The organism is Salinivibrio sp. ES.052 (assembly GCF_900141775.1).
In the GTDB taxonomy this organism is placed as follows: domain Bacteria; phylum Pseudomonadota; class Gammaproteobacteria; order Enterobacterales; family Vibrionaceae; genus Salinivibrio.
On the sequence record NZ_FSRI01000003.1, the window covers coordinates 616,422 to 639,239 of the forward strand.

20 protein-coding genes and 1 pseudogene are annotated in these 22,818 nt (G+C 47.2%); 15 read left to right on the forward strand and 6 right to left on the reverse strand.

The genetic code is table 11. The features are described from left to right. Positions 1–118 precede the first annotated feature (118 nt). The 3 genes from BUQ98_RS15700 to BUQ98_RS15710 are packed head-to-tail and all read left to right on the forward strand — an operon-like array spanning position 119 to position 5,312. A complete protein-coding gene (locus BUQ98_RS15700) occupies positions 119–1,156 on the forward strand; it encodes an efflux RND transporter periplasmic adaptor subunit (protein WP_074214709.1) in 1,038 nt (345 codons plus the stop codon). Next, positions 1,153–2,250 carry an efflux RND transporter periplasmic adaptor subunit gene (locus BUQ98_RS15705; RefSeq protein ID WP_074214710.1) on the forward strand — a complete coding sequence of 366 codons (1,098 nt, stop codon included), beginning with the start codon at positions 1,153–1,155 and terminating at the stop codon, positions 2,248–2,250. The genes BUQ98_RS15700 and BUQ98_RS15705 overlap by 4 nt, the downstream gene beginning before the upstream one ends. Next, positions 2,247–5,312: an efflux RND transporter permease subunit gene (locus BUQ98_RS15710; RefSeq protein WP_074214711.1), complete on the forward strand. Its 3,066-nt coding sequence runs from the start codon at positions 2,247–2,249 to the stop codon at positions 5,310–5,312. Before BUQ98_RS15705 ends, BUQ98_RS15710 begins: the two co-directional genes overlap by 4 nt. A 327-nt stretch (positions 5,313–5,639) precedes the next feature. Here the strand turns inward: BUQ98_RS15710 and BUQ98_RS15715 are convergent, their stop codons facing one another. Then, a complete protein-coding gene (locus tag BUQ98_RS15715; RefSeq protein ID WP_074214712.1) occupies positions 5,640–6,119 on the reverse strand; it encodes a PaaI family thioesterase in 480 nt (159 codons plus the stop codon). A gap of 246 nt (positions 6,120–6,365) precedes the next feature. Between BUQ98_RS15715 and BUQ98_RS15720 the strand changes: the two genes are divergently transcribed. Then, entirely contained in the window at positions 6,366–7,685 is a 1,320-nt protein-coding gene (locus BUQ98_RS15720) for a DEAD/DEAH box helicase (RefSeq protein WP_074214793.1), read from the forward strand. Positions 7,686–8,345: 660 nt separating this feature from the next. On the opposite strand, the gene BUQ98_RS15725 is transcribed toward BUQ98_RS15720, so the two are convergent. Next, positions 8,346–8,543, reverse strand: coding sequence for a hypothetical protein (locus tag BUQ98_RS15725; protein WP_139294784.1), 198 nt, complete (start codon positions 8,541–8,543; stop codon positions 8,346–8,348). 163 nt (positions 8,544–8,706) lie between these two features. After that, complete coding sequence (locus BUQ98_RS15730) at positions 8,707–9,246, reverse strand: hypothetical protein (RefSeq protein ID WP_083605331.1); 540 nt, start codon at positions 9,244–9,246, stop codon at positions 8,707–8,709. Between the two features lie 272 nt (positions 9,247–9,518). Between BUQ98_RS15730 and aroG the strand changes: the two genes are divergently transcribed. Then, positions 9,519–10,601 (forward strand): 3-deoxy-7-phosphoheptulonate synthase AroG, encoded by a 1,083-nt coding sequence (gene aroG, locus BUQ98_RS15735; RefSeq protein ID WP_074214715.1) that lies wholly within the window; start codon positions 9,519–9,521, stop codon positions 10,599–10,601. Between the two features lie 77 nt (positions 10,602–10,678). Here aroG and BUQ98_RS15740 read toward each other — a convergent pair whose 3' ends face one another. Together BUQ98_RS15740 and BUQ98_RS15745 are read right to left on the reverse strand one after the other, a co-directional pair. Next, positions 10,679–11,104 carry a DUF3069 domain-containing protein gene (locus tag BUQ98_RS15740; RefSeq protein ID WP_074214716.1) on the reverse strand — a complete coding sequence of 142 codons (426 nt, stop codon included), beginning with the start codon at positions 11,102–11,104 and terminating at the stop codon, positions 10,679–10,681. A gap of 13 nt (positions 11,105–11,117) precedes the next feature. Continuing rightward, positions 11,118–11,558 carry a bactofilin family protein gene (locus tag BUQ98_RS15745; RefSeq protein WP_074214717.1) on the reverse strand — a complete coding sequence of 147 codons (441 nt, stop codon included), beginning with the start codon at positions 11,556–11,558 and terminating at the stop codon, positions 11,118–11,120. Positions 11,559–11,779: 221 nt separating this feature from the next. Between BUQ98_RS15745 and BUQ98_RS15750 the strand changes: the two genes are divergently transcribed. Both BUQ98_RS15750 and BUQ98_RS15755 read left to right on the forward strand, forming a co-directional pair. Continuing rightward, positions 11,780–12,427 carry a YceH family protein gene (locus BUQ98_RS15750; RefSeq protein WP_074214718.1) on the forward strand — a complete coding sequence of 216 codons (648 nt, stop codon included), beginning with the start codon at positions 11,780–11,782 and terminating at the stop codon, positions 12,425–12,427. 6 nt (positions 12,428–12,433) lie between these two features. Continuing rightward, a complete protein-coding gene (locus tag BUQ98_RS15755) occupies positions 12,434–12,691 on the forward strand; it encodes a GIY-YIG nuclease family protein (protein WP_074214719.1) in 258 nt (85 codons plus the stop codon). On the opposite strand, the pseudogene BUQ98_RS15760 reads toward BUQ98_RS15755, so the two are convergent. Further along, positions 12,681–14,929: pseudogene (locus BUQ98_RS15760) on the reverse strand (putative bifunctional diguanylate cyclase/phosphodiesterase). The gene BUQ98_RS15755 and the pseudogene BUQ98_RS15760 sit on opposite strands and share 11 nt — an antisense overlap. A gap of 273 nt (positions 14,930–15,202) precedes the next feature. Here BUQ98_RS15760 and BUQ98_RS15765 point away from each other — a divergent pair. The 8 genes from BUQ98_RS15765 to BUQ98_RS15800 are packed head-to-tail and all read left to right on the forward strand — an operon-like array spanning position 15,203 to position 22,817. Next, positions 15,203–16,156: a YbgA family protein gene (locus BUQ98_RS15765; protein WP_074214720.1), complete on the forward strand. Its 954-nt coding sequence runs from the start codon at positions 15,203–15,205 to the stop codon at positions 16,154–16,156. Then, positions 16,146–16,976 carry a MerR family transcriptional regulator gene (locus BUQ98_RS15770; RefSeq protein ID WP_074214721.1) on the forward strand — a complete coding sequence of 277 codons (831 nt, stop codon included), beginning with the start codon at positions 16,146–16,148 and terminating at the stop codon, positions 16,974–16,976. Before BUQ98_RS15765 ends, BUQ98_RS15770 begins: the two co-directional genes overlap by 11 nt. Continuing rightward, positions 16,967–18,409, forward strand: a complete 1,443-nt coding sequence (phrB, locus tag BUQ98_RS15775) for a deoxyribodipyrimidine photo-lyase (RefSeq protein WP_074214722.1) — start codon at positions 16,967–16,969, stop codon at positions 18,407–18,409. The genes BUQ98_RS15770 and phrB overlap by 10 nt, the downstream gene beginning before the upstream one ends. Then, entirely contained in the window at positions 18,406–18,846 is a 441-nt protein-coding gene (locus BUQ98_RS15780) for a nuclear transport factor 2 family protein (protein WP_074214723.1), read from the forward strand. The genes phrB and BUQ98_RS15780 overlap by 4 nt, the downstream gene beginning before the upstream one ends. Further along, positions 18,843–19,568: an SDR family NAD(P)-dependent oxidoreductase gene (locus tag BUQ98_RS15785; protein ID WP_074214724.1), complete on the forward strand. Its 726-nt coding sequence runs from the start codon at positions 18,843–18,845 to the stop codon at positions 19,566–19,568. Before BUQ98_RS15780 ends, BUQ98_RS15785 begins: the two co-directional genes overlap by 4 nt. A gap of 3 nt (positions 19,569–19,571) precedes the next feature. Then, positions 19,572–20,834 (forward strand): NAD(P)/FAD-dependent oxidoreductase, encoded by a 1,263-nt coding sequence (locus tag BUQ98_RS15790; RefSeq protein WP_074214725.1) that lies wholly within the window; start codon positions 19,572–19,574, stop codon positions 20,832–20,834. Further along, entirely contained in the window at positions 20,827–21,573 is a 747-nt protein-coding gene (locus tag BUQ98_RS15795; RefSeq protein ID WP_074214726.1) for a DUF1365 domain-containing protein, read from the forward strand. Before BUQ98_RS15790 ends, BUQ98_RS15795 begins: the two co-directional genes overlap by 8 nt. Positions 21,574–21,575: 2 nt before the next feature. Next, a complete protein-coding gene (locus BUQ98_RS15800) occupies positions 21,576–22,817 on the forward strand; it encodes an SAM-dependent methyltransferase (protein WP_074214727.1) in 1,242 nt (413 codons plus the stop codon). Position 22,818 lies beyond the last annotated feature (1 nt).

A 22,818-nucleotide genomic window follows, 5' to 3' on the forward strand; every position in this document is an offset into this window, starting at 1 on the left:
CCTTCGGCGCTGGTTAGCATAGAAATCAGCGTCGATTGGTATAAAAATAACGACTCATCAAAGACCTAGGGTCTGACAATTGCTGTTGGACCCTAGGTTTTATTGTAAGGATAAGCTGATGATAAAGCGTTCTATGTTCGTCTGTTGCGCCGCTCTCATCCTTTTTGGGTGTGGCGAACCTGCAACCTCTTCTCCCACCAAGGTGTCACCACGCCCTGCCAAATTACTGACAGTGGTGACTGATGAAGGTGGTTTAACCCGCCAGTTCCCCGCACAAGTCGAAGCCGATGATAAAGCCTTGTTATCTTTTAGGGTATCAGGTGTCATTGAGTCTATGCCCATAAAAGCAGGGATGGATGTGGAGAAAAAACAGGTATTGGCGGCACTTGATAGCCAGCAATATCAACTTCAGCTTGATAAAGCACGTGCGCAATATCAGCTAGCACAGGTTCAATTTAACCGTGCTGAGCGTTTACACAATGATAAAGTCATTTCTGAACAGCGGTTTGATGAGGCGCGTTCAGCATTAAGTGAAGCGGCGGCAGGGCTTGAGCAAGCTCAAACAAATTTAAATTATACCGAGTTAAAGGCACCGTATGCTGGCACTGTGTCGTTAAGAATGAAAGAGCGCAACGAGTTTGTACAAGCGCAATCCCCAGTCCTACATATTCAGTCCAAAGATATTATTAACGTCAGTTTTCAACTCCCCGAGCGTTACTTTCACTACTTTGCTCAGCGTGTCGACACGCTAATGCCGAGTGTGTCGTTTGATACGTATGAGCAGCGCCAATTTCCTGCTCAATTTAAGGAAATAGATACGGAAGCAGACCCGAAAACCGCGTCTTACCATGTCACTGTGAGTTTAAGCCGACCAGAAGCAGTCAATGTGTTACCCGGCATGGCAGCCAAGGTGCATGTTACGATCCCAACTCAGTCGCAAACCCACGTTCCAGATACAGCGGTGATTCAAACCAAATCAGGTGCTGCAGTGTGGCGTGTTGGTGAAAAAGGTGAGGTGAGCTTAGCACCTGTGACCTTGAAGCAAGGACAGGTGACCTCTGGATTAAAGAATGGAGATGTGATCGTGGCAACCGGCGCGAGTGCACTTGAGGAAGGCGATCGAGTGAGAGCTTGGGTGAAGGAGCGAGGATTATGAGAACAAAGAGCCGATTGATTAGTGTGCTTTTCAGCGTCAGTACGCTGCTTGGCTGTCAACCTGAACCGGTACCTCAACCTGCACCGTTACCCGTGATATCCACATTTACCGTGGCGAAGCAGCAGTTGGATGAGCGAATATCTTTCCCTGCCGTTGCTGCCGCGGCAGATAAAGCGACGCTGGCCTTTCGGGTACCAGGCGAAATTCAAGCCATCAATGTAAAAGCGGGTGATCGCATCGCGCAGGGGCAAGTCCTTGCGCGTCTTGAACCGACCGATTATCGCTTAGCCGTTGAAAATGCAAGCGCACGATTTGATGTAGCCAACTCACAATATCGCCGTTCGGCTCCTTTAGTTGAGAAAGGGATGTTAGCCCAGTCGCAATTTGATGAGTTAAAAGCGCAACGGGAAATTGCACAGGCCGAATTGGCCTTGGCTAAATTACGCCTATCATATGTTGAGCTAAAAGCGCCGGCGGATGGAGTGATATCTAAAGTTAATGTTGAGCCATTTGAGACAATCGCACCAGGCCAAGGTGTTATGAATATCCATGATGCATCACGCGCTGATATCCGTGTACAAGTGCCGGATGTGCTCTTTAGCCAAAATGCGGGAGTGAGTTCAGCGTCAGTGCAAACCCGCCTGAGACCCGAAGTAGTCACGCAACAAGGGCACACATACCAGACCAGGATTGATGAATACACCGCAGAACCCGACCCGAGTAGCGGGGCCTTTGTCGTTACATTAACGATGCCAATGCCTGATGACCAGTTTATTTTAGATGGCATGCCAGTGCAGGTAAGTATAGCCCGTGAGGGACTACAAATGACGCGAACTGGCCTGTCTGTACCTATCGAGGCGATTTTCAATCAAGATGGAGATCCCCTTGATCGCGACCACAGTTATGTCTGGGTGTACAACCCCGATACACAAACGGTAGACAAACGGAACGTGGTGATGGGGCGCATTCATGGGCAGCGCATTGAAGTTATTAGCGGTGTCTCCAAGGGGGAGCGCATCGTCGTCGGCGGTGCGAATCACTTGTCTGAGGGACAAAAAGTAGAATTGGCGTCAACAGAGGAAAAAGCATCATGAAGCAAGGTGTGGCAGGCTACTTTATTCAAAATAAGGTGATCAGCTGGATGATCACTCTGATTTTTCTGATCGGCGGCACCATTGCGTTTTTGGGGTTAGGACGCCTCGAAGATCCTGCTTTTACCATTAAAGATGCCATGGTTGTCACCAGTTATCCCGGCGCGACCCCGCAACAAGTGGAAGAAGAAGTGACTTATCCACTAGAGAAAGCGGTGCAGCAGCTGACTTATGTCGACGAAGTTCGCTCGATTTCTAGCCGGGGTCTGTCGCAAATTACAGTTAAAATGAAACCTAAATACCGAGCCGATGACTTACCCCAAATTTGGGATGAGTTACGGCGTAAGGTTCATGACGCGAGAGGAGAGTTACCCCCAGGAGTAAGCCCGCCGCAGGTTAAAGATGACTTTGGGGATGTGTTTGGCATTTTACTGGCGGTCACCGGTGATGGTTACAGCTACAGTGAATTGAAAGACTATGTCGATTTTTTACGTCGAGAGCTAGAGCTTGTAGACGGTGTCGGTAAAGTCCAAGTGAGTGGTGCACAGCAAGAACAGGTGTTTATTGAAGTTTCCATTCAGCGTCTTAGTAGCTTGGGGATTTCACCAGATACGCTCTTTAACTTATTAGCCACACAAAACCTGGTCAGTAATGCGGGGGCGTTGCGTGTGGGTGATGAATATATCCGTATTCATCCTACGGGAGAGTTTTCATCTGTCGATGAACTCGGGAGCTTGATCCTCACAGAAGCTGGCTCGCAAGGGTTAATCTATCTACGTGACGTGGCGGAAGTGAAACGCGGCTATCAAGAAGTCCCTCGTCATATTATGGCCTACAACGGCAAGCAAGCACTCCAAATGGGGATTTCGTTTGCCGATGGGGTTAATGTGGTTGAGGTGGGAGAAAATGTCGAAAAACGCTTGGCGGCTCTAAACAGTGACCAACCTGTTGGCGTGCAGGTCCACCATGTCTATAACCAACCTGACGAAGTTGATCACTCGGTCAGTGGTTTTGTCTCTAGCCTAGGGCAAGCTGTCGCTATCGTTATTATTGTCCTCCTCTTTTTTATGGGGTTGCGCTCAGGGTTGTTAATCGGTTTGGTGCTTCTGCTCACCGTACTTGGCACCTTTGTTTTCATGTATTACTTCGAGATAAATCTCCAACGGGTCTCTCTTGGCGCGCTAGTGATTGCACTGGGGATGTTGGTGGATAATGCCATTGTCGTCGTAGAAGGGATCTTAGTTGGCTTGAAACGGGGACGAACTCGATTACAAGCTGCTCACGATATTGTGACGCAAACAAAGTGGCCATTATTGGGAGCAACAGTCATTGCGGTGACTGCATTTGCGCCCATTGGCCTGTCCGAGGATGCGACAGGTGAATACTGTGGCACTTTGTTTACGGTGTTGCTCATCTCTTTGCTGTTGAGTTGGTTTACCGCGATAACTCTGACACCGTTCTTTGCCAGTATGTTTTTCAAAGATACGCCTCTCGACGGTGATGATGAAGGCAGCGATCCTTACAATGGCATCCTCTTTGTCGTGTATAAGCGTTTTTTAACCGCATGCATGCACCATGCCTATCTCACCTTACTGATAATGGTATTAGCACTCGGTGCCAGTCTGTATGGCTTTGGACACCTTAAGCAGTCGTTTTTCCCTGACTCTACCACACCGATGTTTATGGTGGACGTATGGCTTCCTGAGGGCACCGATATTCGCGCCACTCAAGATACACTCGACGAGGTGTCAAGCTGGCTCAGTGAGCAACAAGGCGTGAACTATGTATCTACTAGTGCAGGGCAAGGCTCTCAACGTTTTATGCTGACGTATTCACCAGAGAAAACGTATGCCGCCTATGGTGAATTGATTGTTCGGGTCGATCAATACGAGCATGTGAAGCCGACCATGGGGTTGGTGCGCAAACATGTGCGCAGCCAGTATCCGGATGCACAATTGAAGCTGAAACCGATTTCTTTGGGGCCGGCGAGTGGATCGAAAATTGAAGCGCGGATCATAGGTTCGGATCCGACACAGCTACGTGCGATTGCCAAAAAGGTAGAGGCGCGGCTGCATGATGATCCCGATGCTGTCAATATTCGCCATGACTGGCGCAACCGTACCAAAGTGTTAGAGCCGGAATTTAATGAGAGCCAAGCACGTCGTTATGGCATCACTAAAAAAGACGTCGATGATCTACTTGCCATGACATTCAGTGGAAAACGGATTGGTGTGTATCGTGATGGTACGAATTTAATGCCAATCGTTGCGCGTCTTCCGGATGAAGAACGTGTGAATATCAATACCTTAGAAGGGATGAAAATATGGAGCCCGGTATTGAAAGATTATATTCCTCTACAACAAGTCATTCTTGATTACGATATGCGGTGGGAAGACCCGATCATCATGCGTAAAAATCGTAAACGGATGCTCACTGTCTTAGCCGATCCTGATCCGTTACGAGAGACGACAGCAGCCACCTTGCTGTCGCGTGTACGCGTCGACATCGAGTCGATTCCGATGCCAGAGGGGTACAGTATCGAGTGGGGGGGCGAGTATGAATCCTCTAAAGAGGCAAAAGAGGGACTGTTTAGTATCATGCCGCTAGGTTATTTGTTTATGTTCCTCGTTACTATCTTGTTGTTTAATTCGGTGAAAGAGTCACTGATCATTTGGCTTACGGTTCCGCTTGCGGTCGTGGGTGTAACGACTGGTTTATTGTTACTCGACACGCCGTTTGGGTTTATGGCGCTATTGGGCTTTTTAAGCTTAAGTGGGATGCTGCTTAAAAACGGTATTGTACTTATCGATCAGATAAATATTGAAGTGGCAAGCGGTAAGCAACGTTATCAAGCAGTGGTTGATGCTGCGGTAAGTAGGGTTAGACCTGTTTGTATGACAGCGATTACCACCATTTTAGGGATGCTTCCGTTGTTACCTGATGTCTTCTTCCGTCCTATGGCGGTGACCATCATGTTCGGGTTGGGCTTTGCAACGGTGCTGACGTTGATTGTCGTGCCAGTGTTATATCGCATTTTCTACCGAATTCGCTATCAACCTGAATAACGCAAAAGCACCGCGACAAGCGGTGCTTTTTGTTTCAACAATCAACGGCTGACTTGTGCGTAACTTTAAATTTATCCACAGAAACAGTTGATAACTCGGTGAATTATCTCAGCAGACACCGGTTTTATCGCGTTAACATAAAGTCAATGTTTTTATAAGATAATTTGGAGTAGTATCACGATGAGGGCGTGTATGTTATTGCCCCTGAAACCATGAATAAAAAAGCCAGCTTATCCGTGGGTTATACTGGCTTTTTGCATGTATAAGAATGGTTTTTATTTCAATAGGGTAGAGTTGTTTTGCGTTGGTTATTGCTATTCGAGAGGCTTAACCAACTTGCTTGACCGATAATGTTAGTTCAAAAGTGGCCATTGCCTCATCACCATGTAAGCTCGGGCACGTTGCTACAATGGTGACGGGTTGATTGATACGCTCACCGGTTTCAATGGCGTCACTAATCATGGCACTGATTTTTTCACCATCATAGCAAGTAAAGATAACATCACCTTCTGGACGCTTGTGGAAATCAGCATGTACCGATTTAAACGCTAAGCTAATCTTAACACCTCGTTGGTCGGCCATTGCCATGGCGAGAAATCCCCCCGCAACATCGGCACCGACAGCTAATGCGCCAAAATACATACTGTTTAAATGGTTTTTTGTCCGTCGGCCAAGAGGGATTCGCATGGTGACATGCTTATCATCAATGGTCAGGATTTTTGGCCGACACCAGCCGATCATGGGCACTTTTAAGAAGCCGAATAGCGATAAATGTTGGTTGGCGCGCGCTAACGGAGACGAGAACATAGACACTCCTTGTTATCTGGTCATACCTGTTAACGCTACCCTGATGGTCATTTGTTCGTCAACATCCTGTTAACAAACTTGCGGGGTCATGCATTCTTTTTGCCAGTCATTCATTGCTGTGGTGGCCCTCTAGGGCGATCTGCTTTTATATTGAGTGCAGTGTTTTTGCGTAAAGTATGATAGCATTCGCCGCCTTAAATGGCGTGAGTGCGCCTTTTGCTTTTGATTTACCTTTGGAGTGATACCTTGCAATTTGACGATCTGGGACTCGATAGACGCTTACTGTCGCTCATTGCCCACCGTGGATTTGAACAGCCTACTGAGATTCAATGCCAAGCGATTCCCGTTGTGATGGCAGGAAAAGATTTATTGGCATCATCAAAAACAGGCTCAGGGAAGACGCTGGCGTTTTTGCTGCCCGCGATGCAGCGTGTTTTGCGTTCTAAACCCTTAAGTCGTCGAGATCCGCGAGTCTTAGTCCTTGCTCCTACCCGTGAATTGGCGAAACAGGTTTTCGGTCAGCTGCGTATGCTGACTAGCGGTACAGCACATAAACCTGCATTGGTCTTGGGGGGAGAAAACTTTAACGAGCAAGCGAAGGTTTTCCGTCAGTCTCCGACTTTTGTCGTGGCTACACCTGGCCGGCTTGCTGATCATTTAAAGCAACGACACTTGTCTTTAGCTGGGTTAGAAATGCTTATCTTAGATGAAGCTGATCGCATGCTTGATCTTGGTTTTAAAGAGCAACTAGACAGTGTGAATGAACATGCTGACCATCGTTTGAGACAAACACTCATGTTTTCAGCGACGCTGGATCATCAGCAAGTAACAGAAATTGCGGCCGGTATGCTTAAATCACCCAAACGCGTCGCGGTCGGTGAGTCAGAGACATTGCACAGTGATATTGAACAACATTTTGTGTTGTGCGATCACCTGGATCACAAACATGCGTTACTTGAACATTTGATGCAAGTGAACCCACATAAACAGGTGATGATTTTTACTGCAACTCGAGCCGATACCGAGCGATTGGCAGAGCGCTTCACTCAAGCTGGGTATAAAGCAATCGCTTTAAGTGGCGAGTTAAATCAAGCTACCCGCAGCCGCATCATGAATGAGTTTGAGCGAGGCCTTCATGAAGTGTTAGTGACCACGGATGTTGCATCACGCGGACTGGATCTGCTTAATGTATCTTTGGTCATTAATTTTGATATGCCAAAACATACCGAGGAGTATGTTCATCGAGTGGGACGGACAGGTCGAGCGGGCCATCAGGGATTGGCTTATTCGTTAGTAGGGCCTAAAGACTGGCGCAGCTTTAAAAATATTGAAGGATATTTACAGCAAACACTCGAATTTACGACAATAGAAGGCTTGAAGGGTAAATTTAAAGGCCTCAAAGAGAAGAAGGCGCCTAAGACACAAGCCTCAGGGCCAGTGAAACGTAAAAAAGCGCCAGCAAAAGCGAAGTCTAAAGCCCCTAAAAAACGCGATAAGAGCTTTTATACCAATGTACCTGTTGGTGATGCGCCGTTGGCAAAAAAGAAACCGAAGCCTGAATCTTAAAACACTGCGTGTACTGTGCGTTGAATACAGTGTGCGCATCTCCCGCTGCGTCAATAGGCGCGGCGGGGCTGTATCTCTTGACCTGATCACGACTATTCTCCTTTCTCTTTCTCTTTCTCTTTCTCTTTCTCTTTCCCAACGTCCCCTTCCTAAATTGATGAGATCGTTGATGACAACTCTCACTCACACTGAGCGACTCAGTATGAGGGCTCCTTTAATGAAAAATAAAAGGTATGCTAGTTAAAATGGCGTGTTGTCACATGAAACAATGTGCTTTGATGAAACTTTATGCGTTTAAGTGTCTAGCTGGCCAAAAAAATCGCTTTTCTTTGCGTTAGATCGATTCTGTGGCTGATTTTAAAGTAATTTGTCCGTAAACTACGCTCATCTGTTGAGAAAGCGCTCATGCTTTGAGCAGCTGACAACGTGAATCATTGTTTATCATTTTTTATTGGGAAATTGCTGTGGAAACTGCACTGGTCGTTGCTTTTATCACTGCTGCAGCCTGGATCGTTCGCCGTGAACGTGCTGCACAATAAATAATTTGTCGATAAGATCCTTTTAGATATTCGTTTTATTCGACAAAGATGAAAAAGCCTTCTCGAAAAGAGAAGGCTTTTTATTATGCCGAATGGCCATGCGATGATGAATATTCATAGATTAGCTATCATCGTAATCACCATCAGAAACATCATGAAAGTCTTCTACTTGGCTTACGGCCTGTAAATCAGCTGCGGGTTTTAACTGACGTCGCTGCAGCATCGCAACCTGCTCTTCCAAGCGGTGGGCTGTCTCAATATTACCTTCTTGATAGGCTTCTTGTATTTTTCGCTCAAATTCACCAATACGTTGACTCATCACCATCGTTATACCCTCCGACAGTTTCTACGCACTTAAGACGCCCCTTTTTCAGTCGTAGTGACGTCTTCTACTTTAAATCTAGTTTAGATTAACAATATAACCAGTGAGAGAGGCGACAGAGTACGGTAACGCTAGGGGAGGTAAGGGTACCCATTTTGTCTTAGTACAGGTACCTTACCGAAAAGATCAAGCGGTTTTGCTCTAGACCATTTGCACGCCATGTGGCACCAAGCGATAAGGTCTCGGTAGAATGAAAACGGCCACCAATTTCAACGAGACTGGTCGTGTCGTCTTGATCGAAGATAATGGATCCAACATAGAGATTAGCTTCAATCGGAGGAGCGACCCACGCGCGCATGCCAGCTCCAATCACAGTGGCAAATTCACCTGTATCATTCTGTATTTCTTTTGGACGCTTTAACCAAGCACCTTCAAGTTCGCCATATAAATCAACTAAATCAGTAATCGGAGTATGGAAACCCACTCCTCCAGAGGTATACCAATCTCCTTCAAATTGGGTTCGGCCTTTTGCAACAAAATGGGCTCCTTCGGTAAAGGAAAAACGCGCAATACCTCCCAGCCCACTCGGATTGGCTAGAGTATTGACTTGGATGTGGTTATAGTCAAAGTTAGTTGCTTGAGCTGTTGGTACCCAGAGGCATGTTGTGAATAGTGCGCTAGTGGCTAAGCGTGTGATCACATTATTTACTCCTTTTATTTTTAACATCAGTGTAATAGCTTCAATGGAATGAGCGCAATATTAAGGTAGGGGTGATATTGTTAATTTATGCGATCACGCATGTCTTGTTCATTGCCGACCCTTATCATTATGTCAATTTTATAACTGTTTTTACATTGGTTGAATCCGTAAAAAAATGTTTGCACAAGGCGCTTCATCAAGTTAGCGTAAAGGCGTAGAGTGAGAAACCTAGCCAGCGAGCTAGAAATAAAAAGCAAACACAGGATTAGCCCATGAGTGTACACCCAACCGATGACGTTAGAATTGACCAAATAAAAGAACTCCTTCCACCTATCGCTGTACTGGAAAAGTTTCCAGCGACCGACGCGGCGGAACACACCGTATTTAATGCACGTCAGGCGATCCATAAGATCTTAAACGACCAAGACGATCGTTTGGTTGTCGTTGTAGGGCCTTGCTCTATTCATGACCCTAATGCTGCGCGCGATTACGCCAAAAAACTTAAACAGCTGCGTGAGACATTAAGTGCTGATTTGGAAGTGGTGATGCGTGTCTACTTTGAAAAGCCGCGCACTACCGTTGGATGGAAAGGGCTGATTAATGACCCTTATTTAGACAACAGTTTTAAAATTAATGATGGTTTACGTTTAGGACGTCAACTGCTTCTCGATATTGCAGACTCAGGGCTCCCTGCTGCCGGAGAATTTTTAGATATGATCACCCCGCAATATATGGCGGATTTGATCAGCTGGGGGGCCATCGGGGCGCGAACAACAGAGTCTCAGGTTCACCGAGAACTCGCCTCTGGGCTATCATGTCCTGTTGGGTTTAAAAATGGCACAGATGGGAATATCAAAATTGCCACGGATGCCATTCGCTCAGCGAGTTCACCGCACCAGTTTTTATCAGTGACCAAGTATGGACACTCTGCGATCGTCGCAACCGCAGGTAATGAGGATTGTCATCTGATTTTACGTGGAGGCAAAACGCCTAATTATTACGCGGGTGATGTCGATCAGATCTGTGGGGCGCTGGCTGATGCTGGTTTACGGCAAAAATTGATGATTGATCTAAGCCATGCCAATAGCAGCAAACAATATCAAAAGCAGAAAGAAGTTAGCGAAGATGTGGCGGGGCAAATTGCAGCAGGCAACAAAGCCATCTTTGGTGTGATGATCGAGAGTCATCTCGTCGAAGGTCGCCAAGATTTAACGGACGGTCAGTCGCTTACCTATGGTCAAAGCATTACGGACGGTTGTATTGGTTGGGAAGATACTGAGAGAGTACTCCATCAATTGGCGGCTTCTGTGCGTGCACGTCGTGAAAAGACGCCGCCGCTCAGTGAATCCGCTTAATTGCGTCTGTTGGGTAACAAGAAGCCCCCAACCGGTGGGGGCGAATCACAGGGGTCAGTGCATGGCACTGACCTTTCTTATTTTTGGAAAATCGCTTGAAACTCACGTTTGAGACCACCTTTCAAGCGTGCTTGCTTAAGCTGCTTAGCAAGGTCTTTTATACACGTATTTAAGACGTCATCAAGGACTTGTGCTTTATAGTGCTCACGCTCTTCATGGGACATATCATCAAGGTTGACTTTTTCGAGCTCGCTTAATGTATCTAAGCCTGCGTAACTTTGACTAATTGCAACCAATGCATGAAATTGATCGTAGTTGTCGAGGACATTTTGCGCACTGGTGGGCAATTTCTCCCAAGCTTCTCGAACACTTGGCCCAGAGGCATCATGAACAGAAGCAATCATGGTGTACATCACTTCAGGCGCTTTTTCGTAGCGAATAACACATTGTAGTTCGGGAGAGAAACTATCAAAACTCACCGGTGTTAGGTTGATATCGGACATTCACCGATTCTCCTTACGATTGTTTAGATGAAGGTGGGGTTGGTTTCTTATCTTTGTTTTGTTTCGCTTCTACTCGAGTCTGATCGGCCAGCGGTACGACGGTATCCGTGGATAAGGTTGCCCGGTTTTCGCCCGCGAGGAGCCCACCTTTTTCAATGGTCAGTTGCTCGGTATTCAGCACGCCTTTCATCTTTCCTTGTGAGAGTATATCAATAGCGTCTGCATCACATTGACCCTCTACCAAGCCGTTAACAGTGATGTGTTTGGCATGGATGGTACCTCGAAAGTGGCCGGATGCAGAGATAACAACGGCATTAGCTTGAGTAATATTACCTTCCCCAAACCCGTCAATTTGAATATCCCCCTCAAGCTCGATATCACCGACAACCTTACAGTTTCTCGCGATGATCGATAAGCTATGATTTGGGTGCGATTTTGAATTAAACAGCCCCATGTCGCGCACTCCACAAACTTCATTTATCCTAAGTATATCATTAGCGATGCACGGATGGAGTCTCATTAGCGTCGAACTCCTTGTTTAAGGTGTGATCCTGCTACCAGTATTCAGGTCTGATAAGAGATGCTGCTTTATTATGCGTTTACCACTATTGAGATTGCTTGGCGCGCAGTCAGTTGATATAAATCGATTAATCGGAGCAACTTAAGGGACAGCATATGTCCATGGAACTCTCACCGTACCAGCAGCGTGTTATCGGTTGTTTATTGGAGAAAGAAGTCACTACCCCCGATCATTATCCGTTAACACTGAATGCGTTGACGACGGCGGTGAATCAGAAAAGCAATCGTGATCCAGTGTATGAATTAACGGAATCAGATGTATTAGACGTTGTGAATCAGTTAGTTGATGCACGGTTAGTGAGCCCGCAAGAGGGCAGTGGCAGTCGTGTGACAAAGTATCAACATCGGTTTTGCAACACGCCGTTTGGTGACTTAACCCTCTCTGACCAGCAAAAGGCGGCGCTTTGTGTTCTATTGCTACGCGGTGCTCAGACACCGGGAGAATTACGCACACGGACTCAGCGCCTTTGCTCCTTTAGCGATGTGGCAGAAGTCGAGGCGACGCTCACTAGCATGGCGAATCACAACTGGGTAGAGAAATTGCCCAGAGAAGCGGGGAAACGTGAAGCACGTTATAAACACCAATTTGCTGATGCTGCCACTTCTACGACTGTCGCGATGCTGGGTGAGGAAACAGTGCCAAGTACCGCCGCCGAACACTTGTCATTGACGCAGCGTGTCACGGCACTCGAACAAGAGGTGGCAGATTTGCGGCAAATGCTCCAAACCGCCCTGGGTCAATAATCCAATATGGAAACGCTTTGGTTTGTATATTTGATTCGAACCCGCCAAGGCCACTTGTATTGTGGCGTGACCACCGATGTATCACGCCGGTTAGCTCAGCATACCAAAGGTAAAGGGGCACGTGCTTTGCGCGGTAAAGGCCCGCTATCGCTGGCATGGTATTCTGAGCCCATGGAAAAACGTGCGGCGATGCAACGTGAGTGGGAAATTAAACAGTGGCCGAAAAAGCGCAAAGAGATGTTATGTGCCTGCTTTAGGAGTTGAATCGTCGTGCCGTTGAGTGTGATTTTTTTAGCGTGGCCATCAGTTGATTCAGGTTCATTGAAGGGTAATACAAATGTCCCTGAGCGTACCGGCAACCCATGCCGTATAAAAAATTCTGTTGCTCTTCTCGTTCCACCCCTTCAGCGACAACTTTAAGTTTGAGTAGTTGTGCCATATTGATGACGGCTTGACAGATCACGCTATCGTCTTTGCTCCGTGGCAGATCAGCAACGAAACTACGATCGATTTTGACGGTGTCGACGGGAAAGTGCTTGAGATAAGCCAGTGATGAGTACCCGGTACCAAAATCATCAATTGCTAGAGAGACACCAGCCGCCGCCAGGGTATGTAAGGTTTGTTGATTTTGCGTCAGGTTCTCGATGAAGACTTGTTCGGTTAACTCAATTTGAACGCGTTCGGGGGAATATGGTGGCGTTTAATTGCCTGTAGAATAGTATCGGCAAGAATTTTGTCTTGAAATTCGTGCCCAGAGATATTGATGGCGATGGCAGGAGGGGCGCATTCTTCGACAAGCAGGGTGGCATAGCTTTCAAGCGCTTTATCGACGACCCAAGCACCCAGTTGTCTGATTAACCCCGTGTCTTCAGCCGTGCGTATGATCGTGTCAGGAGAAATCACAGCGCCGGCTGTGTCTTGCCAACGTACAAGTGCCTCGATGCCAGCAATGTTATGTGTTTCTAAATCGATTTGCGGTTGAAAATGAAGGCTTAACTCATGGCCCTGGATCGCTTTTCGAATGGCGTATTCGGTATCTTTTTTCTGATGGAGATGATCTCGCATTGCCATTTGAAAGACAACGACTCGATGGTGGTTTAATTGACGGGCACGATGTGCCGCAGTGTCAGCATGGCGTAATAACTCTTGAGCAGGCATAGAGGCGTCATAGCGATAGCTAATGCCAATTGCGCAAGTGGCAATGATTTCTTTCCCCTCCTGGATAAACGGTTGCTCAAGTGCGTGACGGATATGTTTAGCGTACACCTCTGCTTTTAACGGAGGGAGGTCGGTACCTACGATGGCAAATTGATCGTCACTGATTTTGGCTAAGTAATTGTCGCTATACCTTAGTCGCTGCAAACGGTGAGTCAATTCCACCATCAGAGCATCATGCACAGAATGCCCATACAAGTCATTGATTTCTTTTATATTATCAACATCTATACAAATAAGAGCAAGGTCGAGCCGATGGGAGATAGATTCATACAGTCGGTTTTGAATATGATCGGTTAACGCATGACGATTAGGTAAATAGGTGAGTGGATCATGGTTAGCAACAAAGTGAAGTTGATGCTCCACATCTTTGCGTTGCTCCATCTCATTTTTTAAGTAATCAATGGTTGTTTGTGCGGCTCGGCGCGACATCAAATTCACTTCGGCCAGATACAAGGCGATACCCAGAAGAAAGGCCACGATCATGCCTGCGATATAAATCAATATGGGTAAAGAAATAAACTGATTGGCACCGGGCTCTTGCCAGAGTGTCAGTGTCATCGATGGTTGAACGCCAATTAATGCTAATTGAATCTTGCTACTAGCCGCAAAGCGATTGATATTATTACCGAATAGCACTCGGTCGCCATCAAGAGTCGTGATAGTAAGGTGCTGGTATTCATCCAGGTACTTATTTTCTACTTTTCGGATTAATGCTTCGAGGTTGATTGTCGCGCCAAGAAAGTGACTAGGTGCAGTCCGATTGTGGGTATAAATGGGGTAGGCAATATGCCACTGGCTCATGCGTTCAGGTGGGGTTGCATTGAGTTGGGGATCTTGTTCACCAATAATATTGAATGAAAATGTTGGTTTGGCACTATCGCGTTGTTGCGTTGTCTGCCAACTGATTTTCTGTTGGTGATCAGCCCAGAATAAAGAGGTGAAATAGCTATTTTCCCCAAGCGCTTGTTGGGCTAAAGCATGCCAAGTAGAGAAGGTAGAGGGGACATTTTTTTCTATGTCGCTGGCTAAACGGCTTAAGCGGTTAAGATGCTCGTTCACCTCCAGTGAGATAGCCCCCGAAAATGACTGAACTTCCACATCTAGCAGCTGATCGATGCGTTGGGTTTGCTGCGTTTGTGCCGTTTTGTATAACAAAAAAGTGGCAATTAAAACACCAAAGCAAATCATCGCAATCGCGATTATCGACCGGCCACGCGGCTGTGAAGACCGTCTAGCAATGGTCAGAGGGTCGTCTATATGAGCATTCAATATAGATAAAGGCATGAGATTTGCGATTCCACCGTCATAGTCTGATTGTAGCGCTAAGATGCTTCAATTGCGCGTTTCAATGGTAAGACAGAACTGGCATGTCATCTCTTACCTTTAAGATAAATGAGACAAGAAACCAAAGGGCAATCGTCACTGATCGTCGTCATTAAATTGTACAACTAAAAAAATTTGTACAATTTTGATCTATCTTCTACCTTGAGTTGTACAAGATAATATGAATGTACAAGTGTGTAGCATGAGCTGCATAGTCAGTGATAGAGGTGAGGCATGTCGTTTCCTGTTGGTGTAAGCGCCTGTGTAATCGGTGAGAAAGTCCGCTTTGACAGTGGACATAAGCGTAGCTCATTTGTAAGTAAAGAGTTGTCACCTTACGTTGATTTTGTCCCTGTTTGTCCTGAAGTCGGTATCGGATTACCCGTACCAAGGCCAGCTATCAGATTGGTCGATAACGGGGATCTGTCGGTGAGGTTGGTAGAAACACGGGATCAAGAAAAAGACTATACGGACAAAATGGAGGCGTTTAGTGAGCGTAAAGCTGATGATCTTGCGCACAAAGAATTACGCGGGTACATCGTGTGTGCTAAATCACCGACCTGTGGGATGGAGCGGGTTAAAGTTTATCGTGAAAACGGTTATGCCTCAGACATTTCTGGCGTTGGCCTCTACACCCAAGCACTCATGAAACGGATGCCTTGGTTGCCTATCGAAGAAGATGGACGGCTTAATGATCCCATCCTAAGGGAAAATTTTGTATTTCGTCTATTTGCGTTAGATGATCTTTACAAACGTGTTGAGAAGGGAGTAACAAAAAAAGCCTTGGTCGACTTTCACTCGCGCTACAAGCTGGTGCTCATGGCGCACTCCCCCGAGCGGTATCGAGAGCTGGGCCGATTTATGGCAAACATTGGTCATTATGATATTGATGCCTTTTTTGAACAGTATCGGACAGCGTTCATGCAGGCGATAACCATTCGTGCGACGCGTAAAAAGCACACCAATGTGCTGATGCATCTGCAAGGTTACTTTAAAAACAATCTTGATAAGGGGCAGAAAGCAGAGCTTGCCAATCTAATCCACGCCTATCGTCAGGGCACCATGCCGCTGCTCGCACCACTGACGTTGATTTCACATCACCTGCACAACAATCCAGATGAGTACCTGGCGAGCCAAGTTTATCTAAAGCCGTATCCTGATGCGCTAAGGTTGCGTTATGGCTTGTGAAGCCTCGCATACGTTGACAATCAGTCAGGTTGCCGAACAAACCGGCGTAAACCCAGTTACTTTGCGTGCATGGCAGCGTCGTTATGGTCTTCTATCGCCAGCGAGAACGGCAAAGGGCCACCGACTATATAGTCAAGATGACGTTAGCACCATTACGCATATTTTACAGTGGTTAGATAAAGGCGTTCCGATCAGTAAGGTCAAGCCGCTGTTGATACAAACAGCGGCGCCTGTGGATGTGGAAGACGATAGTGTCGTACGCGATCTGATCGACTGTATTCATACTTTTTCGGTTCAACGCTTGGGGAAGTCACTTGATGTACTCCTCAAGGAGTATCCTTTTTACTGGCTAACTGAACATGTTTTAACACCGATTGATCAATGGCTCAGTCGCAACGATGGGGACGTTAGCGTGCTACAGCGCGATATGTGGGAGATCACGGTAATCGATAAGTGTCGATCGGCCATGGCAGCTAATGCTAAGCGAAATACCAAAGCCCGGTGTTGGTTGGTGTCACTTAATGCAACCAGTGAGTACCAACGTGTGCTAATGGCAATGTCACTCAATGAAAAAGGTTACAACGTCACTACGTTAGCCCAGCCACACAGTCAACTAAGCCTAATACTGGAGGTCATGCGTGAACAGCAGGTAAAGACGCTTGCTGTGATGGCAGACCACCGGCTAGATCGTACACAGCTTAACCAATTGCGGCTTTGTTTATCTCAGAATGAGATCCAAGTAGTGAGCCAGGCATTTATTTGTTCCGTACACGGTGACGAACTCGACGATCTTAGGGAGAACAAAACGTTATGCATTTAATCTGGTTTCGGCGTGATTTACGTGTATTAGATAACCGTGCCTTAAGCGCCGCCGGTGAGTCTTCCGATCCGGTTGTCGGGATTTTTATTGAAACACCGGTTCAGTGGGCGTCACACCATCTTGCACCCAAGCAAGCTGGATTGATTAAAGCCCGGCTTGAAGCCTTACGCGCCGAACTTCGATCTTTAAACATCCCATTGGTCCTTGAGTGTGCCGATGATTTTTCTGAGGCTGCAGAGAAAGTGGTCGCGTATGCCACGCAAATCGATGCACAAGCGGTATTTGTGAATCATGAGTACGAGCTTAATGAAGCTCAACGCGATGAAAAAGCGAAGGCTGAATTAGAAAGTAAAGGGATCGCTTGGCACGCTTTTGATGATCGCAATTTGTTTGCACCGGGCACCATAAAATCGGGAAAAGGTGAACCGTATAAGGTGTTTACTCCCTTTAAAAAGGCCTGCTTACGTGCTTTAGACGGCATGGATGCCTCACCGCGCCAAAAGCCAACCAAACGCGAGACAAATTCGGCCGTCGACGCGATCTTTTTACAGCTTAAACCGATTCACTTTGATTATCCGACGGAGGATGTCGCGGACTGGGCGTCCGATGAGAAAGGGATCCTCGCGCACATGCGTCGTTACTGCCGCGAGCAAGTGGCTGATTATAAACGACAGCGTGACTTTCCCGCTGTTGATGCCACCAGTCAACTTTCTCCTTATTTGGCCATTGGCGCGTTATCCCCACGTCAATGCTTGGCACGTTTACAACAAGAGCATGCCGATTGGCGCGAGCCCGATACAGGGGCAGCCACCTGGCTTTCGGAACTTATTTGGCGTGATTTCTATCAGGAAGTGAGTGCACAAAATCCGGCAATCAGCAAAAAGTATAGCTTTTTAGCTTGGGGCGAGTCAGTGGTATGGGATAACGACCTTACATTGTTTGAGGCGTGGAAGGCGGGCAAAACGGGCTTTCCCATTGTTGATGCGGCCATGCACCAGCTTAATCAAACGGGCTGGATGCATAACCGGTTGAGAATGATTGTGGCCAGCTTTTTGACCAAAGATCTGCTTATCGATTGGCGCTGGGGAGAAGACTACTTCATGTCCAAGCTGATTGATGGCGATTTTGCTTCTAACAACGGGGGCTGGCAATGGTCTGCGTCGGTAGGGACCGATGCTCAACCTTACTTTCGGATCTTTAATCCGACCACACAGGGAGAGCGGTTTGATAGTGATGGGCGCTTTATTCGTCGCTGGCTACCGGCGCTTAAACAGGTGCCGGGCAAGCATATTCACCAGCCTTGGCAATGGGCAGATCAATACGCCCAGACGCTAGATTATCCGCGTCCGGTGGTGGATCACGCCACTCAGCGCAAAAAGGCGCTGGCGATTTTTGAAGCGGCGAAAAATCAGCCTCAGGAGCAAACACCATGACTCGCTCGCCAACCCATGTCGGTGTGTCGCAATTTGTGACGACCTATCAAGCGCTCAATAAAGATAACTTGTCATCATTGGCGACGATTTATCATCCCAAGATTGTGTTTGTCGACCCGGCGCATGAGATAACCGGCTTAGAAGCGTTTATCCAGTATTTTTCGCTGCTGTACGAAAACGTGACCGATTGTCAATTTCATATACACACGACCGCGGTAGACGGAGACGATGCCTTTGTGACCTGGACCATGATGTTATCGCATCCCAAGTTGGATGGGGGGAAAACGCGACAAGTTCAGGGCTGCTCTCACTTACGTTTTTATGACGGCAAAATCATTCGCCATCGTGATTACTTCGACTTAGGTGAAATGCTGTACGAAGCGCTGCCTGTGATAGGTCGCCTGCTCAAACATATCAAAACGAGGCTAGGACAATGAAACACGTATTGATCACCGGCGCCACGTCGGGAATTGGTGAGCAATTGGCAAGAGACTATGCACGTCAAGGTTGGCAGGTGACGGCCTGTGGGCGAAACCAGGACAAGCTCAACACCATGGCTCGAGATCACGCATCATTAGACGCATTGGCGTTTGATGCAACGGACGGCGAACAAACGCATCAAGCGCTGAGTAGCCTAAGCGTCTTTCCCGATTTAATTATTCTCAATGCTGGGACGTGTGAATACATCGACCATGGCAAAGTCGATGTGGCGCTGTTTAAACGCGTTTTTGAGATCAATGTCTTCGGCGTCCTCCACTGTATTGAAGCGCTACAGGCTCGGTTCACCAACAGTACGCACCTTGCCATTGTCGGCTCCTCGGCCAGCTACATGCCGCTGCCACGTGCGGAGGCATACGGCGGATCGAAGGCGGCGATTAGCTATATTGCCAACACATTGTCTGCTGATTTAGCTCGACAGGGAGTGACTGTGTCACTTATTTCTCCGGGCTTCGTTGAAACACCGCTAACGGATAAGAATGATTTTGCCATGCCGATGCGTGTCACGGTAGAGCAAGCGTCGGCAGCGATTCAAGCTGGGTTAGCGAAGGGCAAAACCGAAGTGCATTTCCCGCGAAAATTTACTTTTATCCTTAAATTCTTAGCGCTACTGCCCATGTCATGGCAGATAGCCCTTGCTCGACGTATGACAAGGAACTAAATCATGAAAATTGCCATCATAGGATCGGGGATTGCCGGACTAACTTGCGCCCATTATCTCAATAAAAAGCACGATATTACGCTGTTTGAAGCGAACGATTATCTAGGTGGCCACACGGCGACGGTAGATGTCGAGGTTGAGAGCGGACAGTACGCAATCGATACAGGCTTTATTGTATTCAATGATCGGACTTACCCAAATTATGAGCGTTTACTCGAGGAAATAGGGGTGACGCGGCAGCCTTCTCAAATGAGCTTTAGTGTGCGCAATGATGCTAACGGCTTAGAGTATAACGGGCATAGCTTATCATCCTTGTTTGCACAAAAACGAAATGTACTGAATGTGCGCTTTTATCGTTTTCTCGCTGAGATCATGCGTTTTAACCGTTTGGCACGAGAGGCGTATGTAGCGAGTCACGAAGCGTCCAAAGCCTCAATGGATACGCTGGGTGACTTCCTTAACCAACATAAGTTTAGCGATTACTTCTGCCAGAACTATATTCTGCCAATGGGGGCGGCGATTTGGTCGTCAACCTTGTCGGATATGCGTGGCTTCCCGTTGGCGTTCTTTTTACGTTTCTTCCAGAACCATGGCTTATTGGATGTCACCAACCGGCCACAGTGGTTTGTGATCCCAGGCGGTTCGCGCGAATATGTGAAAAAGCTTATCCCCGCCTTCGAAAACCGCATCCACCTGAGTACGCCAGTCAAAAGCGTCCGTCGCGATCCGGATTCTGTGTCTGTTGTAACCGAAAACGGTGAACACATTTTCGATCACGTCATTTTTGCTTGTCATAGTGACCAAGCACTTGCGATGTTGCAGACGCCTAGTGACGCAGAACGCCAGATATTGGGAGCCATCCCTTATCAAGACAATGACGTGGTACTACACACAGACACATCTTTGTTACCCAAGCGACAAGGCGCATGGGCGAGTTGGAATTACCATCTTCCTCTGTCAGACAAAATAGACACAGATCCGGCAGCGTTGACCTACAATATGAATATATTGCAGTCAATTCAGGCGCCTGAGACATTCTGTGTGACGCTCAACCAAACTCACAGAATCGATCCAAGTAAAATTTTACGTCGGTTCGTCTATGCCCATCCGGTATTTAATACCGAGAGTGTCGCGGCACAACAAAAGCGGCATCAGATTAATGGTCAGCATCGGAGTTGGTTCTGTGGGGCGTACTGGTATAACGGTTTCCACGAAGACGGTGTACGCAGCGCACTTGACGTGGTCGAGGGATTATTACGTGAGTGAGTCGGTTGAGACACTGAATAGCGGGTTATATGTGGGGCAGGTTCGGCACCGTCGCTTTTCGCCGATAAAACATATGTTTAGCTATCCGGTTTTTATGCCATTGATTGATTTGGATGAGCTTGATTTATTATCGTCGCGAGTGACGGGCTTTCGCCAGGGGAAATGGGGCTTTGCAGCGTTCCATTATCTAGATTATTTAGATGGAAGAAAAGATACCAAAGCCGCGTGTTTAGACACACTCTATGAACTCACGGGAGAGCGTATAGAAGGCAAAGTTTATGCGTTGTGTCAGTTGCGCTATCTCGGCGTGTATTTCAGCCCAGCGAATTTTTATTACGTTTATGATCACGAAAATAACTGGCGCTATGTGCTTGCCGAAGTCAGTAATACCCCATGGGGAGAGCATCATTATTATGCGGTTCCGGCCGGTACGCGTTGGGAAAATGATAAAGCGTTTCACGTATCTCCATTTAATCCCATTAAACAACGTTATCACTGGCGCTTGCGACCATTGGGGAAACGGATTCATTTGCACCTCGAAGCACACCAAGAAGAAAAAGAATTTGATGCCACACTTGGGCTTCAACGACGTCCCTTTACATCAAAAACATTGAATAAGCTATTGATCCGGACACCGATAGAGACAGTAAAAGTTCTCATCGGTATTTATTGGCAAGCGCTCAAGCTCTGGATAAAGGGCGCACCGTTTTATCCGCACCCGGGTGCGAAGAAGGAGTAATCATGTCTGCAACGGACGTACCTCAAAGCCAACGTACATTGTCCCGTAAAGAGCACTACGCTAAACAGCTGGTCTATACGTTAATGGCACACGTTAAAGATGCCTGTATTTCTCTCGTTGATGAGCAGGGCCAGACCCTGCAGTGTGGTGATCCTCAGGCACCACTACATGCGTCGGTACTGGTACATGATCCTCGGTTTTATACGCGTATTTTAACTGGGGGCAGTATTGCTGCAGCCGAAGCTTATATCGATGGCTGGTGGGAATCACCAAATTTAACCGAGGTGATCCGTGTGTTTGCTCGGAATTTACCTGCGATTGATCGAATAGAAAAGCATACGGGCTGGCTGGTGAGCCTCGGTCATAAGCTAGCACATTGGCGTAATCGAAACGAGAAAGACACAGCGCGGCGAAATATCGCCGCACATTATGATCTGGGTAACGATCTTTATCGTCACTTCCTTGACGACCAGATGCTCTATTCTAGCGGTATTTACCTTGAAAAGGACGCATCGTTAGAAGCGGCTCAGATCGAAAAAATGGATCGTCTCTGCCGACAACTGTCGCTCACGCCCAAGGACCATCTCATTGAAATTGGTACAGGTTGGGGAGGCATGGCGATTTATGCGGCCAAGCACTATGGCTGTCGCGTCACCACGACGACTATATCGGAAGAGCAACATGCGTGGGCCCAAGCGTGCATTGAACGTGAAGGGCTAGAGGATAAAATCACCTTGCTCAAAGAAGATTATCGGGATTTGACTGGCGAATACGACAAGTTGGTATCGATAGAGATGATTGAAGCGGTGGGCAAAGAGTATTTAGATACCTTTGTTCGAAAGTGTCAGTCATTACTCAAACCGAACGGCTTGATGGCGATTCAGGCGATCACGATTGCCGATCAGCGTTACGATCATTACAGCCGTAATGTCGATTTTATTCAAAAACACATCTTTCCTGGTGGTTTTTTACCCTCTGTGAATGTGTTGCTCGATCACTTCACGGCGCAAACGGATTTTGTGATGCGGGACCTAAAAGACATTGGGTTAGATTACGCCCAGACCTTAGCTGATTGGCATACACGTTTTAATCAGCAAACAAATACCCTACGCGAGTTTGGCTATGATGACCGTTTTGCTCGCTTATGGCGCTATTATTTTTGCTATTGCGAAGGTGGGTTCAGGGAACGAACCATCAGTGCAGTGCAACTATTGCTCAGTCGTCCGGCTTGGCGAGAGGCCTAAA

Bases quoted from the DNA above. Each gene is read 5' to 3' on its own strand.
- BUQ98_RS15715 (WP_074214712.1), bottom strand. From the start codon at position 6,119: ATGTTCTCGTCTCCGTTAGCGCGCGCCAACCAACATTTATCGCTATTC.
- BUQ98_RS15765 (WP_074214720.1), top strand. From the start codon at position 15,203: ATGTCGTTTCCTGTTGGTGTAAGCGCCTGTGTAATCGGTGAGAAAGTC.
- BUQ98_RS15740 (WP_074214716.1), bottom strand. From the start codon at position 11,104: ATGTCCGATATCAACCTAACACCGGTGAGTTTTGATAGTTTCTCTCCC.
- BUQ98_RS15780 (WP_074214723.1), top strand. From the start codon at position 18,406: ATGACTCGCTCGCCAACCCATGTCGGTGTGTCGCAATTTGTGACGACC.
- aroG (WP_074214715.1), top strand. From the start codon at position 9,519: ATGAGTGTACACCCAACCGATGACGTTAGAATTGACCAAATAAAAGAA.
- BUQ98_RS15785 (WP_074214724.1), top strand. From the start codon at position 18,843: ATGAAACACGTATTGATCACCGGCGCCACGTCGGGAATTGGTGAGCAA.
- BUQ98_RS15700 (WP_074214709.1), top strand. From the start codon at position 119: ATGATAAAGCGTTCTATGTTCGTCTGTTGCGCCGCTCTCATCCTTTTT.
- BUQ98_RS15770 (WP_074214721.1), top strand. From the start codon at position 16,146: ATGGCTTGTGAAGCCTCGCATACGTTGACAATCAGTCAGGTTGCCGAA.
- BUQ98_RS15755 (WP_074214719.1), top strand. From the start codon at position 12,434: ATGGAAACGCTTTGGTTTGTATATTTGATTCGAACCCGCCAAGGCCAC.
- BUQ98_RS15800 (WP_074214727.1), top strand. From the start codon at position 21,576: ATGTCTGCAACGGACGTACCTCAAAGCCAACGTACATTGTCCCGTAAA.
- BUQ98_RS15710 (WP_074214711.1), top strand. From the start codon at position 2,247: ATGAAGCAAGGTGTGGCAGGCTACTTTATTCAAAATAAGGTGATCAGC.
- BUQ98_RS15725 (WP_139294784.1), bottom strand. From the start codon at position 8,543: ATGAGTCAACGTATTGGTGAATTTGAGCGAAAAATACAAGAAGCCTAT.
- phrB (WP_074214722.1), top strand. From the start codon at position 16,967: ATGCATTTAATCTGGTTTCGGCGTGATTTACGTGTATTAGATAACCGT.
- BUQ98_RS15745 (WP_074214717.1), bottom strand. From the start codon at position 11,558: ATGGGGCTGTTTAATTCAAAATCGCACCCAAATCATAGCTTATCGATC.
- BUQ98_RS15750 (WP_074214718.1), top strand. From the start codon at position 11,780: ATGTCCATGGAACTCTCACCGTACCAGCAGCGTGTTATCGGTTGTTTA.
- BUQ98_RS15705 (WP_074214710.1), top strand. From the start codon at position 1,153: ATGAGAACAAAGAGCCGATTGATTAGTGTGCTTTTCAGCGTCAGTACG.
- BUQ98_RS15790 (WP_074214725.1), top strand. From the start codon at position 19,572: ATGAAAATTGCCATCATAGGATCGGGGATTGCCGGACTAACTTGCGCC.